The organism is Segatella salivae F0493 (assembly GCF_000477535.1).
Lineage (GTDB): Bacteria > Bacteroidota > Bacteroidia > Bacteroidales > Bacteroidaceae > Prevotella > Prevotella salivae.
Window position 1 is genome coordinate 1 of sequence record NZ_AWGW01000005.1, and the last position, 17,201, is coordinate 17,201.

Sequence of the window (17,201 nt, forward strand, 5' to 3'; positions counted from 1 at the left end):
AAACCATTTGGCGCTTTATTATCAACCACGTCACGCTCACAATTGTTTTATCTCGCAACTCGGTACGAGTTGTTCCTTTGATAGCCCGGGGTTGGCGAGGAACGAGCCTACCCCGGGTGAGTATTCGTAAGGAGATTCAACGCCATAGGTGTTGAGCTTTTTTTATGAAGGCATGCTCACAATGAAGCATTTTATGGCGGATTACGCTTAGAAAGTGTGACACCTACGGCGTTGAATAATAAAAAGCATAATATAATCTGCGTCATTTCATGCGATAATCCGCGTCATTTCATCGTGTAAAACACGGCAAATTATGCGATGAAATGCCCCAAATCATTTCACCTTTAATATCCAACCTCATCGCCGCCCCTAATTAACCCTCAAACAACTCCCTCTATTTTAAGAGGTAACTACTCCCCTCCCTCTTCGGGGAGGAGCTGGGGGAGAGGCTTTGTCTGCCTACCATCATTTAACTTTCACTTATCAACAACATCACCATCTCTTATTAACCCTCAAACAACTCCCTCTATTTTAAGAGGTAACTACTCCCCTCCCTCTTCGGGGAGGGGCTGGGGGTGAGGCTTTATTTCCCTCCCCTCACCTCCCCCACCATCACGAAATATTCTCTCAAACACAAGTAGCGAGAACCTCATTGAATACTAAAAACGAAACAAAAGTTTTCTTTTTATGAGTTTTTTTGTACCTTTGTGATGTTTAAAGTAAAAGTAACTACGAATGAAAGATATATGCTGTATCGGGCATATCACCCAAGATAAGATTATCACTCCAAGCCAATCGGTCTCTATGTCGGGTGGAACGGCGTTCTATATGGCCTATGGTATTAACAATCTTCCCCATGATATAGCGTTTCAATTGGTAACGAAAGTTGGGCCGGAATCATACGAAGAAGTAGATCGTATGCGTCAAGCGGGCATAGATGTCGTGTGTTATGACAGTGCAAAGAGTGTATATTTTGAGAACCGATATGGTATAGATAGCAACCAAAGAACACAGCGAGTGTTGGCTAAAGCCGACCCTTTTACCATAGAAGAAGTAGTCCCTTTAGAGGCTAAAGTGTTTCATTTGGGCAGCTTGTTAGCCGATGATTTCCCTGTAGAGGTAGTCAAAGCGCTGGCCGAGAAGGGGCGTATTTCGATTGATGTACAGGGATATCTTCGTGAGGTTAGAGGCGAAAAAGTTTATGCTGTCAAATGGAAGGCCATGGAAGAGATACTTGCTTATACGGACATTCTTAAGCTTAATGAGCACGAAATGGAGATGATTACAAACTCAAAAGACCCACGCACGGTTGCTCTTCAAATGGCATCGTATGGTGTTCGGGAAGTAGTCATCACGTTAGGGAGCTTCGGCAGTCTTATTTATGCAGACAAACAGTTTTATGAAATCCCTGCCTATGAGCCGCGACAAGTAGTGGATGCCACGGGATGTGGCGATACTTACTCGGCAGGATACCTCTACATGCGCAGTCTTGGGGCTGACATTGAAGCCTCAGGTAAGTTTGCTGCTGCCATGTGTACATCGAAATTAGAGCACAATGGCCCATACGATGGGAAGTAAATCAAGCCTTCTCGTCTTTCTTTTCTTCTGTAGTTTTCGTCTTAGGCAACAATAAATTCAACACAACACCAACCACAGCAGCGAGTCCTATGCCTGAAATGGCGAAGTTACCACTTGATAACACGGCGCCACCAAGACCCATTGTGAGCATCACCGACATAATAATGATGTTGCGAGTATCGTTCATATCCACCTTACGTTGCATGAGATTCTGCACTCCTACGCTTGCAATCGTTCCGAAAAGCAATAGCATTATTCCTCCAAGAACAGCCTTTGGAACACTCTGAAGCAGTGCACTGAGCTTGCCGATGACCGAGAACAATAAAGCTGTTGCAGCTGAAATGCGAATCACAGCAGGGCTCGTTACCTTTGTAATCGACATGGCTCCCGTCACTTCTGAATAGGTTGTTTCGGGTGGACCGCCAAGAAAGGCAGAGGCAAGGCAAGCTAAACCATCGCCAAACATTGTGCGATGAAGTCCTGGTTGGGCTACAAAGTCCTTCTTAGCAACGGCACCTACGACATAAACATCACCGATATGTTCGAGTACTGGGGCTATAGCGACGGGCAACATATATAGGAATGGTTCCCAACTGAAATGTGAAATGGTGTCGAATTTCACGGGAAAAGAGAACCAAGGTGCAGCCACTACACCGGCAAAATCGACCTGATTCATGAACAAAGCAACGATATATCCCACGACAACTCCAGCGATAATAGGAACTAATTTCATTAATCCTTTAGCGAAAGTAAGTATCATGATGGCCGTGAAAAGCGAACAAAAAGCCAAAAACCAGTTTGATTTTGCCATATCAACTGCCGTACCCGAGAGTGAAAGACCAATCAAAATGATAACCGGTCCGATGACAACGGGAGGGAATAATCGGTTTAAGAGTCGCTTGCCTTGCCATTTAACAAGGGCACTCATGACGAAATATACAACGGAAACTGCCGTCAAACCAGAGAGTGTTCCGCTTAATCCCCACTGCTTAGATGCTTCATTTATTGGCGCAATAAAAGCGAAAGAAGAGCCTAAGAAGATAGGAACCTTCCACCTGGTTACATAGTGAAAGATGAACGTTCCAAGTCCAGCTGTGAACAAAGCTGTAGCTGGATTTATACCCACTAATAACGGAACAAGGACTGTTGCGCCAAAGGCTACAAAGAGAAACTGTATGCCAACGATGACCTTTTTGCCTTGAGTTAGGTTTTCAGTATTCATGAATTAGGAAATGATTAAACGCATACAAAAGTACAAAAAAACTGTAAAGTAGAATCACTTTCTATCAGTTTGTTATGAAATTTCGGTCATAAATGTCTTGAAAGTCATAGGCAGAACTTCGTTGTTTAGCATATTCTCTACGTTGGGAAACAGCATTTTGAGGAATAAAGAAAAGCGCTTCATCAACGAAAAAGCCCTCCACCATATAATAAGGTGAAAGGCTTTATGACATTTTCTTATATAAAACGAATCGTCTATCGTTTTCAAGAATTAATAAATTAACTTGATTCCAGCAAAGAAACAGCGTGGAATGGCAGGGCCATAGATATAGGCTGAGTCGCGTCCCCAACCCTTATCAAAGTCTTTTTGATAAGCGTTCGTGAGGTTTTGGATACCTGCATTCAGCTGAAATTTAACGTAATTGGAGATTGAAACATCATAGGCGAGCTTCATGTTCAACGTTAAGAATGTTGGCGTTTGTACGGCTTCAGGGGCTATAGTAGTGCCATCCATAAGAATATGTTCGGTATGTCCCACGAGCATGTGCCCCGTATAATTACCCGAAAGCGCTGCAGAGAAGTTCTTTAAAGGTGTGAATGACGCCGTGAAATAACCATAAACAGAAGGTGTTCTCATCATTTCCTTCTCCTTAGGAGCGTCTTCATTCCACTCAATTGATTCGTCATAAAGACTCCGTTGCAAGGTTAATCCGGCCTGAAGTTGGAACCATTGCGTGAAAGCGGCTTTGCCTTCAAGATTCAATCCGAATACCTTTGCCCCACTACCATTATATCTTTCTTGCACGTTATTGCCTTGACTGTCTTGTATATTGAGTTCTCTGAGGGCGAAAACATCCTTTAAGTGTGTGTAGAAACCCTCGATAAGGAAGTTTGTTTGCACGCTTCCGATGGACTGATAAAGGTCGGCTGACAAGCTAAAACTATGCGAACGCTCTTCTTTTAAGCCTTTCGCCAAGCGGGTAACTAAGCGAATTCCGCCTGCAAAACCTACGTGAAGATCTTCATCAAAGGCTTGAGGTGCGCGGAAACCACTTGTGTAACTGGCACGCAAATTGACGTTTTCCGTGGGATTAAACCTTAGATTTACGCGTGGACTAAATATCACTTTATCAATTAAATTGTGCTTATCGAAACGACCACCAAGCAGTAAACTCCATGCTTTATTCTTCCATTCATTCTGAAAATAAGCACTCGTGATTCTGGTTTTCTGGTTTAACAAGTGGTTGTATCCAATGATTTTATCTTCCAATGCATCGTAATTATACTCCGTGCCGAGCGTCAAATCAGAAGGCATAAAGACTAACTTTGCAAACTGATGCACATATTGTAACCCCGTGACGGTAGTCAAATCAGTCGTCCTTCCATAAGCTTTTAGGGCATCTTTTATATCACTTTGGGTACCTTTTCCGATACCCCCGTAGTAGCTTTTTCGTGTGGTATTACTGAATGAAACGTAAGCTTTTAGACGATCCTTATAATCTTTTGACATCCAATCGAAAGCCAAATTAGCCCCATTTATGTCGTGATCTAGCTGCTCAGCAATGTTAGCTTTATGGGCAACGAGGTCCAAACGATTTCCTCCTCTGCGGAATTCGCTGATGTTATGATACTGTAATGAGAGCTTCGAATAAGGCGAAAACTTATAGAAAGTGCTTAAACCAAAGGTCTGATTCTTTAGTTGTGGCAACTCAGTATAGCCGTCATGATCGTGATCAAAGCCTGGTCTGTAGTGGTGTTGTCCATATACATACATGCCCATTTTATTGTCTTCACTAACCAAAGAGACGTTAGCTGTGGTGTTGTTTTCAAACTTTCCACGTCCTTCTATGGATGTAATGGTGTGGCTAAGTTCGGCAGAATTGCGCACAGGTTCTTTCGTTATGACGTTGATAGTGCCTCCAATTGCAGAAGCACCATATAGAGCTGAGCCACCGCCGCGCACCACTTCGATTCGTTCTATCATATTAGAAGGAATCTGTTCTAAGCCATAAACCCCATTGAGTGAAGTGAAAATAGGTCGTGAATCAATTAGAATCTGCGAGTAATGTCCATCCAAACCATTGATACGTACCTGTGAAAACCCACAGTTTTGGCAGTTATCTTCCGTCCTAACTCCAGGCTGAAAGTTCAGTCCTTGGGCCATACACATGGCATTAGTTTGGTCAAACAATTTACTATCCAATACGTTAACAAGAGCTGGAGCCTCACGTCTTAGCGTCTGAGAGCGGTTAGCTGTGAGCACCACCTCATCCAAAGCGATAGCATCTTCGGTAAGCGTGAAGTTGACTTCTTGGGATACTTGCGATTTCGTTTCTACCTCCCGAGTCGCTGTTCTGTAGCCCATCGCCTTCACTTCTATTACATATTTGCCAATTGGAAGATTCTTAAGATAGTAATGTCCCGTAGCATCCGTGGTGGTAGAAAGCAGAGTTCCTCTCACCGTTACCGTCACATAAGGTAGGTGTTCTCCTGTCTTTAATTGAATCACATGGCCGTAAACATTGGCATCTGTCTGTTTATTCTCTCCATGTTCTTCGGCATTTGAGACCATTGGAACAATGCATAGCAATGCCAATATGAATGAAATAATCTTGGTTTTCATCATGTAAAAAAGGTTTAATTCATATAAGTTTATTTATCTTTGCAAAGATATCAACAAAGTTTTCAATATCAAATACCTAACAATAAGCATTTTATATTACAACGAATACTTAAAGTTTATTATTAAGTTTTTATAAAATCGGCCTTTCATTCAATTTCATTTATAATATAATTTATGTATAACCAGAATACGTTCTCTATCAAACCATTCATACATTACAAAAAGATGATTTTTCAACCACTATGCTTTCAGAACGCAAGCAATAAGTGCCGATTCGGTTAAAGTTTGTGATTTTCTTCAGAAAGAGCATGCATTCTACCCATAATTTGTTGCTTATTATTTGATAAGATATTATTTTTGCATAGATAAAAAGGAAGCAAAAAGATTACGATAACACATTTATTCCATCATGTCTACAATGATTCATTTTACCAAAATGCATGGCGCGGGCAACGATTATATCTATGTCAACACGCTCAGTGAAGTCATACCACAGCCTGAAAAGGCTGCCATTGCCTGGAGTCGCCCCCACTTTGGCATCGCAAGTGATGGCTTAGTACTCATCGGAAAGCCTTCCGACACATCACAAGCTGACTTCTCTATGCACATCTTTAATGCCGATGGATCAGAAGCTATGATGTGTGGTAATGCCAGCAGATGCATCGGAAAATATCTTTATGAGAAAGGATTCACAACACAAAAAGAAATCCGTCTTGAGACGCTTTCTGGCATAAAGATTCTCCATTTGCACCTTGACACCAACAATCATGTGGCAAGTGTGACGGTAGACATGCTCGAACCGCAGTTCAATGTGCCCGAACAATTCACGGGAAATCATCCTTCTCTCAGTGCAATTCCAGGCGCTCAAGAGGGTATTTTCATATCAATGGGCAACCCACATTACGTGATTTTTGTCGACGATATCCATGCCATTGACTTAGAAAAGCACGGAAAACGACTCGAAAACAATGCTGCTTTTCCCCAACGTTGCAATATAGAATTTGCACAACTCACGGCTACTAACACCCTGCGCACACGCGTATGGGAACGCGGAAGCGGTGTAACCATGGCATGCGGCACAGGAGCTTGTGCCACAGCCACAGCCGCCATACGAACCCAACGCACCCAACGTGAGGTAACTATCGACATGGATGGCGGAACATTGCAGGTGGAATGGAAGGCCGACAACAATCACATTTACTTATCAGGACCAGCTGCTTTCGTCTTCGAAGGCACGATTGCACTGCCCGAATAAACAGAGAATACAATTCAAAATAACATATTATGGCACTGATTAACGAACATTTCTTAAAGCTACCAGGCAGTTATCTCTTTGCAGATATAGCCAAAAAGGTAAATGCTTACAAGGTTTCTCACCCCCAACAACGTGTCATCAGTCTTGGCATTGGCGACGTTACACAACCTCTTTGCCCTGCCGTCATCGAGGCAATGCATAAGGCTACCGACGAAATGGCAAGCAAAGCAAGTTTCCGTGGCTATGGACCTGAACGTGGATATGACTTTCTTCGCGAAGCAATTATAAAGCATGATTATCTCTCTCGCGGTGTACACATCGACCCAAGTGAGGTGTTTATCAACGACGGAGCTAAGAGTGATACGGGTAATTTCCAAGAGATTCTGCGCTGGGATAACTCTATCGGTGTCACCGATCCCGTCTATCCTGTTTATATTGACAGCAATGCCATGATAGGACGCGCGGGAGTTTATGAAGCCGGTCGATGGAGTAGTGTGACTTATCTGCCTTGTACGGCCGAGAATAACTTTATCCCTTCGCTCCCAAATCACCGCGTAGATATGATTTATTTGTGCTATCCCAACAACCCAACTGGTACGGTTCTCACCAAAGAAGAACTCACAAAGTGGGTCAACTACGCTTTAGAGAACGATGCAATCATCCTCTATGACGCTGCATATCAAGCCTACATACGCAACGATTCCATTCCACATTCAATCTATGAGATACGTGGTGCGCGCAAGGTTGCAGTCGAATTTCGAAGCTATTCGAAAACAGCGGGCTTCACAGGAGTGCGTTGTGGCTACACCATTGTACCCAAAGAAGTTACTGCTTCCACACTAAACGGCGAACGAATTGCATTGAATGGCATCTGGGATCGACGTCAATGTACAAAGTTTAATGGTACAAGTTACATCAGTCAACGGGCAGCTGAAGCCATTTATACGCCCGAAGGACAACGTCAAGTGAAAGAAACCATCGACTACTACATGACAAATGCCTCCATCATGCGCGACACTTTGACTCGCTTGGGCTATCAAGTTTATGGCGGAGAAAACGCACCTTATCTCTGGGTTAAGACCCCAACAGGCACCGATAGCTGGCAATTCTTTGAACAACTACTCTATGGTGTAGGCGTGGTTTGCACTCCGGGGGTAGGTTTTGGACCAAGCGGTGAGGGCTACATCCGCTTTACTGCCTTCGGAAATCGTGAGGATTGCCTCGAAGCTATGGCGCGAATGACAAAATGAGGTGAGGGAAATAAAGCCTCTCCCCCAGCCCCTCCCCGAAGAGGGAGGGGAGTAGTTACCTCTTGAAATAGAGGAGATTTTTTGAGGGTTAATTAGGGGTGGCGATGATGTTGATAATTAAAGGTAAAATGATTTGGTGCAAATCATCGCGTAATTTGCCGTGTTTTACACGATGAAATGACGCAGTTTATCGCGTAAGATGACGCAAATTATATTATGCTTTTTATTATTCAACGCCGTAGGTGTTACGCTTTCTAAGCGTAATCCGCCATTAAATACCTCGTTATAAGCATGCCTTCATAGAAAAAGCTCAACACCTACAGCGTTGAATCTCCCTGCGAACGTTTACCCGGGGTAGGCTCGTTCCTCGCCAACCCCGGGCTATCAAAGGAACAACTCGTACCGAGTTGCGTGGTGAAGCAATTGTGAGGGTAACGTGGTTGATAATAAAGCGTCAAATGGTTTATGGCAAACAAAGCCGCTCCCCCAGCCCCTCCCCGAAGAGGGAGGGGAGTAGTTAGTCGTGGAAATGGAGGAGGTCATTTTGGGGTTAGTTAGAGGTGGTGATGTTGTTGATAATAAAACGTAAAATGAGTTGTGGAAAATAGGCTTCGAATTTGCCGCATTTTACCGCATGAAACAACAGAAATGGTGTTACAAAACACACGTTTCAACGCCGTAGGTGTTGCGCTTTTGATAGCCCAGGGTTGCCAAACGATAGTGCAGGCTACCCTGGGTTAATGTATAGTTTGCGTGGGGCAACGCCGTAGGTGTTGAGCTTTTTTTGATTAATCCGCCATAAAAGGGTTCATTATAAGCATGCATTCATAGAAAAAGCTCAACACCTACGGCGTTGAATCTCCTTGCGAATACTCACCCGGGGTAGGCTCGTTCCTCGCCAACCCCGGGCTATCAAAGGAACAACTCGTACCGAGTTGCGCCACGAGGACAGGCACAATGTTAAACACATTCATCGAGTAATCATCATAATACACACGATGTTGCGTGTTGAAAACATTCATAATGGCAAATATGTTCATTAGAAGATTGATATAATACCTACGATATTGCGTGGTTACAACATTCATCATGGTGGATAAATCCATTGGAATATTGGCACATTTTACTATTTATTTATTCGTATGTTGCCATCAATTGTATCATGAAATGCATTTTTCAACGCCGTAGGTGTTGCGCTTTTGATAGCCCAGGGCTGCCAAACGATAGTGCAGGCTACCCTGGGTTAATGTATGTTTTGTGTGGAACAACGCCGTAGGTGTTGCGCTTTTTTTGATTAATCCGCCATAAAAGGTTTCATTGTAAGCATGCCTTCACAGAAAAAGCTCAACACCTACGGCGTTGAATCTCCCTGCGAATACTCACCCGGGGTAGGCTCGTTCCTCGCCAACCTCGGGCTATCAAAGGAACAACTCGTACCGAGTTGCGTGATGAGAGCATTTGTAAAGTGGGGAGATTACTATTTTCTATACTCCTTGGGACTAACTCCCGACTTCATCTTAAAGAAGTTTGTAAAGGCCGATTGGTCCTTAAACCCCAAATCAAATGCAAGTTCTCCTATCGGCTTATCAGTCATTCGGAGTTGTTTGCAGGCTTCACCATAGAGGAAACTCTGCAGATATCCGTTGACCGTATTGCCCGAAACTTCTTTCACAATGCGTGAAAGATAGGTGGGAGTGATATTCATTTGGGCGGCATAGAAATTGATTTGGCGTTGCTGTTTGAAGTTATTCGAAGCCAAATGAATAAAGATTTTAAAGATGTTTTCCTTATGTTTCAGGTCGTGAAGTCCTGTTACTCGATGACTGATTAGTTCGCGAATGTGCATTAATACCAAATGAACCAAGAAGCCAACCATTTCTTTTTTGTATACATGGGGTTGGTTAATGGTGCGCTCAATCTGCGTTACTATGCCCACAAACTCCGATATTTGAGCTTCACTAAGCATCTTATACACATGGCCATCCAACACATTTAGTGAGATAACATCACGCAGATTGTCGTCACTTTTCACAATCTCTGCATAGAAAGTAGACTCTATCAACAACAGATATCCACAGAGTTCAGTGCTACATTGCAGACTTTCCACACGCTGCATTGGAGCTATGCGCAACACACTATGCTGTGAAAGATTGAGCTTTTCGTCATCTATATTGACCTCGGCAGCGCCATCTATCAAGATGAACACCGCATAAAAATGAACCAAATCAAGTTGATTCATCAGCAAACGAAAGTTAGATTCGTTCACCGAAGCTACGGCCACAACGGCTCCATAGGCTGTTGTGATGGCGTTATGTGCTATAAATTCAGGTAACGTATGCAGCTTTTCGGTTTTCATTTACTATCGTTTGACAGACAGATTATAGTCTTGCAAATTTACAAATTGTTTTGAATTATCACAATAGTTGCTATTGTTTTTGTCGCTTTCGGTATGTTTTGGCAGGCTGTTACCGCTTCAAGAAGAACCTCACTAACAGGAAATTAACGGGCACGCAGACACAGAACATCGGCACAGGAGCAAGAGTTTTGCTAAAGCCTAAGGTGAGAAAGAGATGCAACATGAGGATTTGTAGTCCATAATTCACAACATGACAGAAGGCAAATCCAACGCCATGGCGTGCATTAGTCTTTACTTTGAAGGTGTAACGCGTACTGGCAATGAAGTTAAACACAAAGCTAACAGCGTATCCAATGGTGTTAGCAAGGGTTGGAGATGCCACGAACAACATCACCAAATAAACACCATATTGAATCAATGTGGCTGAAAACCCGACGATTCCGAAGCGTAACACCTCGCCAAGTTGTTGTTGGTGTTTAGGACTTAAACGGTTGATAATGGGCTTCATCAGCATAGTTTAGCATTTCATTATCCCCTCGGCTGTCGCCAAAGGCAATGATATAATATTGTGAACGCGGCGCTATGAGCAGTTGTTTAACGCGGTTCACCTTCTCCACTCCATAGCAATTGCGCGTAGAAAAACGCCCCGTCAGTAGGCCATCAGCCACTTCAAGTTGGGTGCCCACAACGACAACATGAGGCAAAAACGGCTGAACCCAGTTGTCAACGCTGGCACTTACCACATAGACCTCACCTTGATTGCGGGCCTCATCAATGGCTTTCATGGCTTCAGAACGTAGGAGAGAGCGGTTATTGGCAGCGAAATGGCGACATAGTTTGTTGAAATCTTCAAGCGATTTACCCTTGAAGAAATGAGAGAACACACGTTGTTTTGCCTTCCAATTTGGGTAGAGATGCAACTTCATCAGTAAGAGAAGAGGACTATATAAGGCAAAACCCATGAGGCATTTCCATGTGCCTACAGCATATAGAATGAGTGCAACAAACGTGTCTTTTGTTGTAATTGTGCCATCGAAGTCAAAGAGATAAACCTTTTGTTTCATGCTTATAAGACATAGATAATCAACAAGAAAGTGAGCAACCAAGCAAGAACGATGAGCTGAGTGAAGCGGTCTTTGAGCAACACTTTCGTCGGATCACCACTCCGTTGATCGACAACCGTAAGCTGAATATAGCGTAAGAGTCCAACAAGTACAAAGATAGAAGTCAGATAAAGATAATCGGTTTTGAAATGACTGATGACCTCTGGGCTCACTGTATACATGATATAACACACCAAAGTGACACTGGCTGTGATGGTAATCGCTTGATTTATGAACGTCAAGTTATAGCGGATGGTGTTCTTTCGAGGCGCTTCACCCGTCTTTTCCATTCGAATCACGTCGTCACGGCGCTTTGCAAAGCTCATGAAGAGCGTGATAAGGAACGTCATAAGCACTATCCATTTGCTCAGTTCTATGTGGGTAGCCAATCCTCCGGCAAGCAAACGAAGCACAAAACCAAAAGCAACGATACACACATCAATAATGGCATGCTGCTTCAACCAAGCGCAATAAGCCAGATTTAACAGCCAATAGAAGAGGATAACACCGCCTGTTTGCAACGCTGTGTCAGGCAAAAGGGCCACACATACGGCTGAAAGGATGAAACAAACAATCATCATTCCATAGGCCATAGCAATGGAAACGGCTCCAGAAGCGACCGGACGATGACACTTAACAGGGTGGCGTCGGTCGTCAGAAACATCGTGAATGTCGTTGAAACAGTATATAGATGACGCGGCAAAGCTATAAGCTAACATCGTGATTACAGCCGAAAGAAGAGCTTGAGTGTTGAAAAGTTCACCACCAAAGAATAGTGGAAGCATCACAAAGAAGTTCTTAACCCACTGCTTTGGACGCAGTATTTTCATGTAGTCCTTAGGATTCATAAAGCTTTCTCTATTGATTTGGAGATTAAATTGACGATTTTACTGAGCAGATATGCCGCAGGTAATGTAATCAGTAAGCACACAAAGAACGTTAACCAATAGCCCCATGGCTTGGGAAGATGGTCAAGTACGAAATGAATATGAATGAGATAACACTCTAAACTCAATGCCCCAACAAACTTAAAAGCTTTGTTAAACCACCTCGGTGTACGCCGAAGAACGCGATTTAAGAGTAGAATCGTCGTCAAAGTCAAAGGGATATAGAGCATGCGTTCAATGTAAAGAGGGAACAATCCGTGTCGACTCTGCTCAAGAAAGATACTGGTAAACAATGTCATCACAAACATAATGAGAATCATCCATATGCCCATTCCGTCAATACGCTGCTTAGATCGCACCATCTCTCCCATGTTTATACCGATAAAAAAGATAGGAACTCGACTCCAAAAGATTTCAATGTGGCCCACAACTTGATGGATTGGCGTGACATATTGCACCAAAACACACCACAGAATCATAACAACGACCAGCCAACGATAAATGGGATGGCGACGAATGAGCTCCATATAAGCCGGTGCAAAGCAATAAAGCAGCATGGTAGCAGGGATATACCAGAACGTTAGTTCATCGTGAAGCCAGAAGTCCCAGTTAATAGTTATGTCGCCGATAAGGTCAATCCATGCCATCAAATCACCTCCGTGGAAACGTGGAATGTAGTAAAAACACGCCACAATTAGCCATGCAGGATAAACCCGAAGATAACGTTTCATGAAGAAATGTCGGGCAGATGGCGTCTTAATCCACGAGAACCAAAGTCCTATTCCACTAAGGAACAAGAACATGTCTACACCTATATTACCCATCCTTCTCAATCCAAAGAAGAGGTCATTTCGCGGCAAACTAACATGAAAAAGGATAATAAACAGCATGGCAATTCCCATGAGTTCACCGCGATATCTGGATATATTCTCAAGCTCAATGTCCTTTATTCTCATCTTATTGGGATACGTTTTATGATTTCACGAAAGGCCCATGCCAAGCAAATACTTGTCACTATATAGAGTAAGAAGCCTGAATAGTAGTCGCCATTCCTACTGATTGGGATGAAGATTTTACGTGTAATGGGGTGACAAACAAATAGGGCTGCGCTGATGTTTCCCATCCAAACAAGAGGTTGATTGACATGTTTGAGGGGTGAAGTTGACAGCAGTTTGGCTAACGAAACGGCTGAGATACAGGCAAAAACTGGTACAAAAGTCCAGCCCACAAAACTCATGCTGAGCCATAACATCATGCATAATGAAACGAGAAACAAGGCTGCATGCGTCTTCAACTGCATCATTCGACCATATCGTGCATAAAGGATTCCAAGACCAAAAGGCAGCATTCCGCCCATGAAATTATAGCGATAACGGTTCAATCCCTCGCTTTCTGGACCGAAACAAAACTGCAAACCGACGCAAACCACTATCAAACCGACTGTCCATCCCCAATGTTTTCGCACAAGAAAAAGCCGAAACACCAGATAGAGTTGCAGCATTAGACCAAAAAACCAATAAGGACCGGGCCAGATAACTGCATCAGGATGCGGCATGATATTATTGAACATACCAAGCATTGCCACGATATCTAATGGTGCATAATGATGCGGATGGGGCGTCATATAGTCAACCATTGTGAAGGCAACAAAGCCTAAGATCATCATCTTGAAAAGCTTTTTGTAGTGCTGTTTCATAAAATCGGTGACACTGCCAAGCCCTTCTTGTCCTGTTAAAAGCATGTTCCCATCAGCCGATTTCTCATATTTCAACACAAGTCCATAGGCACTTAGGAAGAGAAACACAGGCACTCCATAGTGTCCAAAGAATGAGATTACATGCATAAGCAGTAGCTCATCGGGAGACGAAAGCACTCGAATCAACCCATGAACATTGCTTTGAAAGAACTGATATTCATTCTCTTTAACCACTGGATTGAGCCAATGGCAGTAGTTATGTAAGAAGATTCCTATAATCGCCAGGCCTCGCATGGCGTTACATTCGGCACGAGTGAGCAGTTGATTTGTCATTTCTTGTTCAGTTTACTCCTATAAAAGGCGTCGCGAATCTTATCATAATCCGTCGTCGCTTTAAGTATTCTTGGGCGCATTTCATCGTATTGTTCGCTCAGAATATTATACTCGGGATGATAGTCTTTGGCTTGAATCCCAGCCAAATAAAGTAGCATTTGCGGCAGCGCATCAGTCATAAAGCGACGATGACGGGCTTGAACAATCTCGCGAAATATCTCTGGATGTCGGTGCGCATACTTCGGAGAACAATATATCCAGAATGGAATTTCAAACTCATAATGGGCAAGTGGCCAGTCGATAGCAGCCGAATGGTTGCGACAAATGAATCCACGCGACTCCTCATAACACTCTTCTCCATGATCAGGCATATAGATAACGATAGCATCTTTGTTTTCAAATCGCTTGCAAATCTGGTCTACTATCGAGTCGTTATAACGGATAGCATTGTCATAATAGCTTAATATCGTGCGCTGTTTCTCGGATAGTTCGGGGCGCTTTTCTATGTAATCATCGGCCGAAAACTTAAATTGTGCCTTGGGACAACGCGTGCGATAGTCCACATGTTGACCGATAAGATGGAATATAGTGAGGTTAGGTCCGTTGGGATTAATCTTTCCTTCCTTCACAAAACGGTCGTAATCTTTCAGTAAATCCTCATCAAACACATGTAACTTTTCATTGCGAAGATCGAATTGTGCCTTATTCAACACGGGGTTATTCAAAAAGAATCCGCCGCTAAAGTCATAGACAGCAGCCTTTGCTTCCATAAGAAACTGGTTGGTAAGGAACTGCACTTTGTATCCTGATTTGCGGAATAACTCGGGGAAAAGTGGGTAGTCACACCAGTCTCCTTTCTGTCCAACGACGTGCATAGAAAAGACATTTTTGAAGACAAAACTCGTCAAATTCCAAGGTGCAACGACGTCAGAAAACGGCACAAGAAAGCCGCGACGCTCTCGCTTTATCTGTCTTGGCGTCGTGGGCATAAAGTATCCATACTGCTGAGAATGATGCTTTCCATAACTCTCTCCGATAATAAGAACGATATTGGGAGAACGGAATGAGCAGCTGTCTACCTTCACTTTATCGGCTGCAGCCACTAATTTGTCGACCTGTTTTGACGCTAATTTGTTGGCATAAAGACTAAAAATCAGCCTGCTCATTGGCGTATATAACACAGCGTGTCCTTGCTCCGTGAGCGTATGTTCGACTTCTCCTATCGACGATTCTGTCATGAGTTTCCATGTCGCCACTTTGTTATGAGCCGATGCAACAGCACTCCAAACAAACAAAACCAAAGTCAACAATCCCGCCAAAGGATAGTATTTTTCTATCGGAAGCGTGGGAATCTTCACACGTTTGAACCGAGGAAGATAAGCCAAAAGCACGTTGACAGCAATCAAAAGCACTATCCAGCCAACGTTACTAAACAGAAAATCTATCGAGACAAGACTCGTTATAAATCCTAACGCCTCTTGACTGTTGGTCTCACCCACTAACATCAACATCGAAGGATTAAGCGTTGAACCGAACTTAACGAAGCAATATGCGTCGACTAAAGCCACACTATACAGCACAAAGTAAAGCAACAAGCGAACCCATCTGCGTGCTTTCTGTGGCAGAATCGCCAGGAAAAGGCACACCAAATAAAGGTCAAAAAACTGCTCTGTGTATTGATTTTCATAGATGGTTGCATCCTTAAAAGGGGGTAAAGTAATCCAAGCGCACACCAAACTCAACACATACATCATTATAAAAAACAATGCATTGCACTTTAATGGGCTGAAAAACTTTGCAAGAATACAGTTTAATGGCATTATAATCTTCATCAAATCCTTCTTTTTTGCAAAGTTAGTGCAAACGAAGCAAACGTCAAAGAGAAAAGCAAAGAATGTGCTTTTATCAGTGCGTTTGTGAGTGAAGCCTAACTTATTCAAAGTTAGTGCAAACGAAGCAAACGTCAAAGAGAAAAGCAAAGAATGTGCTTTTATCAGTGCGTTTGTGAGTGAAGCCTAACTTATTCAAAGTTAGTGCAAACGAAGCAAACGTCAAAGAGAAAAGCAAAGAATGTGCTTTTATCAGTGCGTTTGTGAGTGAAGCCTACAACAACAGCCCCAAAAGTTTACGCCATAAATTCCAAAATATTTTGTCATTAATTCTCAACCACATCAATAGCTCTAATCAATCTATTTGCTGTTACAAATATTCTAATACACAACGCCGTAGGTGTAGCGCCAATATTCCAATGAATGTACCCACCATTATGAATGTTCTCACCACACAACGCCATATGTTTTATACCAATATTTCAATGAATGTATTTGGCAATATAAATGCCCTCATGGTGCAACGCCGTCGGTGTTGTGCTTTTGATAGCCCAGGGTTGGCGAGGAACGAGCCTACCCTGGGTGAATGGTTGCAAGGGGATTCAACGCCATAGGTGTTGAGTTTTCTTTGAGAAAATATGGTTATAGCGAGGGGATTTATAACGGATTACGCTTAGAAAGCGTAACACCTACGGCGTTGAAATATTCAATCCGTAACATGAATTACGTTATCTCGCGCCAGAAAATATGGTAGATTGCGCCGAAAAAGCACAACACCTACGGCGTTGTTCCACACAAACCATATGCTAACCCAGGGTAGCCTGCACTATCGTTTGGCAACCCTGGGCTATCAAAAGCGCAACGCCTACGGCGTTGAATAATAAAAAGCATAATATAATTTGCGTCATTTCACGCGATAATCTGCGTCATTTCATGCGGTAAAACACGGCAAATGACGCGATGAAATGACGCAAACCATTTTACCACTAAATATCAACAACATCGTCACCCCTAATGACCTCTCAAACAACTTCCTCCATTTCCACGGCTAACTACTCCCCTCTCTCTTC

17 protein-coding genes and 1 pseudogene are annotated in these 17,201 nt (G+C 43.1%); 6 read left to right on the plus strand and 12 right to left on the minus strand.

All coding sequences use genetic code 11. The features are described from left to right. Positions 1–735: 735 nt before the first annotated feature. Complete coding sequence (locus HMPREF9145_RS00755) at positions 736–1,578, plus strand: PfkB family carbohydrate kinase (protein WP_021824483.1); 843 nt, start codon at positions 736–738, stop codon at positions 1,576–1,578. A 1-nt stretch (position 1,579) separates the two neighbouring features. Here the strand turns inward: HMPREF9145_RS00755 and HMPREF9145_RS00760 are convergent, their stop codons facing one another. Beyond that, positions 1,580–2,800 carry a uracil-xanthine permease family protein gene (locus tag HMPREF9145_RS00760; protein WP_021824476.1) on the minus strand — a complete coding sequence of 407 codons (1,221 nt, stop codon included), beginning with the start codon at positions 2,798–2,800 and terminating at the stop codon, positions 1,580–1,582. A 270-nt stretch (positions 2,801–3,070) separates the two neighbouring features. Then, positions 3,071–5,422: a TonB-dependent receptor gene (locus tag HMPREF9145_RS00765; RefSeq protein WP_155945247.1), complete on the minus strand. Its 2,352-nt coding sequence runs from the start codon at positions 5,420–5,422 to the stop codon at positions 3,071–3,073. Between the two features lie 409 nt (positions 5,423–5,831). On the opposite strand from HMPREF9145_RS00765, the gene dapF reads away from it, so the two are divergent. After that, positions 5,832–6,677 carry a diaminopimelate epimerase gene (gene dapF / locus HMPREF9145_RS00770; RefSeq protein WP_021824464.1) on the plus strand — a complete coding sequence of 282 codons (846 nt, stop codon included), beginning with the start codon at positions 5,832–5,834 and terminating at the stop codon, positions 6,675–6,677. A 29-nt stretch (positions 6,678–6,706) separates the two neighbouring features. Next, complete coding sequence (locus HMPREF9145_RS00775; RefSeq protein WP_021824485.1) at positions 6,707–7,927, plus strand: LL-diaminopimelate aminotransferase; 1,221 nt, start codon at positions 6,707–6,709, stop codon at positions 7,925–7,927. A 317-nt stretch (positions 7,928–8,244) separates the two neighbouring features. Here HMPREF9145_RS00775 and HMPREF9145_RS13630 read toward each other — a convergent pair. From HMPREF9145_RS13630 to HMPREF9145_RS00780, 3 genes and pseudogenes are all read right to left on the minus strand, one after another. Then, positions 8,245–8,352: pseudogene (locus tag HMPREF9145_RS13630) on the minus strand (tetrahydrofolate synthase); the annotation flags it as partial. Between the two features lie 229 nt (positions 8,353–8,581). Continuing rightward, positions 8,582–8,752 carry a hypothetical protein gene (locus tag HMPREF9145_RS13635; RefSeq protein WP_021824465.1) on the minus strand — a complete coding sequence of 57 codons (171 nt, stop codon included), beginning with the start codon at positions 8,750–8,752 and terminating at the stop codon, positions 8,582–8,584. A gap of 20 nt (positions 8,753–8,772) precedes the next feature. Then, entirely contained in the window at positions 8,773–9,033 is a 261-nt protein-coding gene (locus HMPREF9145_RS00780) for a tetrahydrofolate synthase (RefSeq protein ID WP_081697670.1), read from the minus strand. Positions 9,034–9,089: 56 nt separating this feature from the next. Here HMPREF9145_RS00780 and HMPREF9145_RS13640 point away from each other — a divergent pair, with 56 nt between their 5' ends. Then, complete coding sequence (locus HMPREF9145_RS13640) at positions 9,090–9,203, plus strand: DNA-directed RNA polymerase (RefSeq protein WP_196809733.1); 114 nt, start codon at positions 9,090–9,092, stop codon at positions 9,201–9,203. Positions 9,204–9,404: 201 nt separating this feature from the next. Here the strand turns inward: HMPREF9145_RS13640 and HMPREF9145_RS00785 are convergent, their stop codons facing one another. The 7 genes from HMPREF9145_RS00785 to HMPREF9145_RS00815 all read right to left on the minus strand — a co-directional run bounded on the left by HMPREF9145_RS00785 (position 9,405) and on the right by HMPREF9145_RS00815 (position 16,134). Continuing rightward, the gene (locus HMPREF9145_RS00785) at positions 9,405–10,283 is read right to left on the minus strand and encodes an AraC family transcriptional regulator (RefSeq protein WP_021824474.1); all 879 of its coding nucleotides are present in this window, start codon (positions 10,281–10,283) and stop codon (positions 9,405–9,407) included. A 109-nt stretch (positions 10,284–10,392) separates the two neighbouring features. After that, entirely contained in the window at positions 10,393–10,791 is a 399-nt protein-coding gene (locus HMPREF9145_RS00790; protein WP_021824466.1) for a GtrA family protein, read from the minus strand. After that, entirely contained in the window at positions 10,760–11,347 is a 588-nt protein-coding gene (locus tag HMPREF9145_RS00795; RefSeq protein WP_021824469.1) for an HAD family hydrolase, read from the minus strand. The genes HMPREF9145_RS00790 and HMPREF9145_RS00795 overlap by 32 nt, the downstream gene beginning before the upstream one ends. Positions 11,348–11,349: 2 nt before the next feature. Continuing rightward, complete coding sequence (locus HMPREF9145_RS00800) at positions 11,350–12,234, minus strand: decaprenyl-phosphate phosphoribosyltransferase (protein ID WP_007135180.1); 885 nt, start codon at positions 12,232–12,234, stop codon at positions 11,350–11,352. Next, positions 12,231–13,229 (minus strand): acyltransferase family protein, encoded by a 999-nt coding sequence (locus tag HMPREF9145_RS00805; protein WP_021824471.1) that lies wholly within the window; start codon positions 13,227–13,229, stop codon positions 12,231–12,233. The genes HMPREF9145_RS00800 and HMPREF9145_RS00805 overlap by 4 nt, the downstream gene beginning before the upstream one ends. Further along, complete coding sequence (locus HMPREF9145_RS00810; RefSeq protein WP_021824486.1) at positions 13,226–14,302, minus strand: acyltransferase family protein; 1,077 nt, start codon at positions 14,300–14,302, stop codon at positions 13,226–13,228. Before HMPREF9145_RS00810 ends, HMPREF9145_RS00805 begins: the two co-directional genes overlap by 4 nt. After that, a complete protein-coding gene (locus tag HMPREF9145_RS00815) occupies positions 14,299–16,134 on the minus strand; it encodes a phosphoethanolamine transferase (protein WP_036906146.1) in 1,836 nt (611 codons plus the stop codon). Before HMPREF9145_RS00815 ends, HMPREF9145_RS00810 begins: the two co-directional genes overlap by 4 nt. Before the next feature lie 176 nt (positions 16,135–16,310). Between HMPREF9145_RS00815 and HMPREF9145_RS13325 the strand changes: the two genes are divergently transcribed. Together HMPREF9145_RS13325 and HMPREF9145_RS14100 are read left to right on the plus strand one after the other, a co-directional pair. Next, positions 16,311–16,745, plus strand: a complete 435-nt coding sequence (locus HMPREF9145_RS13325) for a hypothetical protein (protein ID WP_036906140.1) — start codon at positions 16,311–16,313, stop codon at positions 16,743–16,745. Positions 16,746–16,886: 141 nt separating this feature from the next. After that, positions 16,887–17,012 (plus strand): hypothetical protein, encoded by a 126-nt coding sequence (locus HMPREF9145_RS14100; RefSeq protein ID WP_262502491.1) that lies wholly within the window; start codon positions 16,887–16,889, stop codon positions 17,010–17,012. Positions 17,013–17,201: the final 189 nt, after the last annotated feature.

Coding starts and splice junctions, on each gene's coding strand:
- HMPREF9145_RS00755 (WP_021824483.1), top strand. CDS start 736: ATGAAAGATATATGCTGTATCGGGCATATCACCCAAGATAAGATTATC.
- HMPREF9145_RS00760 (WP_021824476.1), bottom strand. CDS start 2,800: ATGAATACTGAAAACCTAACTCAAGGCAAAAAGGTCATCGTTGGCATA.
- HMPREF9145_RS00765 (WP_155945247.1), bottom strand. CDS start 5,422: ATGAAAACCAAGATTATTTCATTCATATTGGCATTGCTATGCATTGTT.
- dapF (WP_021824464.1), top strand. CDS start 5,832: ATGTCTACAATGATTCATTTTACCAAAATGCATGGCGCGGGCAACGAT.
- HMPREF9145_RS00775 (WP_021824485.1), top strand. CDS start 6,707: ATGGCACTGATTAACGAACATTTCTTAAAGCTACCAGGCAGTTATCTC.
- HMPREF9145_RS13635 (WP_021824465.1), bottom strand. CDS start 8,752: ATGCATGCTTATAATGAACCCTTTTATGGCGGATTAATCAAAAAAAGC.
- HMPREF9145_RS00780 (WP_081697670.1), bottom strand. CDS start 9,033: ATGGATTTATCCACCATGATGAATGTTGTAACCACGCAATATCGTAGG.
- HMPREF9145_RS13640 (WP_196809733.1), top strand. CDS start 9,090: ATGAAATGCATTTTTCAACGCCGTAGGTGTTGCGCTTTTGATAGCCCA.
- HMPREF9145_RS00785 (WP_021824474.1), bottom strand. CDS start 10,283: ATGAAAACCGAAAAGCTGCATACGTTACCTGAATTTATAGCACATAAC.
- HMPREF9145_RS00790 (WP_021824466.1), bottom strand. CDS start 10,791: ATGAAGCCCATTATCAACCGTTTAAGTCCTAAACACCAACAACAACTT.
- HMPREF9145_RS00795 (WP_021824469.1), bottom strand. CDS start 11,347: ATGAAACAAAAGGTTTATCTCTTTGACTTCGATGGCACAATTACAACA.
- HMPREF9145_RS00800 (WP_007135180.1), bottom strand. CDS start 12,234: ATGAATCCTAAGGACTACATGAAAATACTGCGTCCAAAGCAGTGGGTT.
- HMPREF9145_RS00805 (WP_021824471.1), bottom strand. CDS start 13,229: ATGAGAATAAAGGACATTGAGCTTGAGAATATATCCAGATATCGCGGT.
- HMPREF9145_RS00810 (WP_021824486.1), bottom strand. CDS start 14,302: ATGACAAATCAACTGCTCACTCGTGCCGAATGTAACGCCATGCGAGGC.
- HMPREF9145_RS00815 (WP_036906146.1), bottom strand. CDS start 16,134: ATGAAGATTATAATGCCATTAAACTGTATTCTTGCAAAGTTTTTCAGC.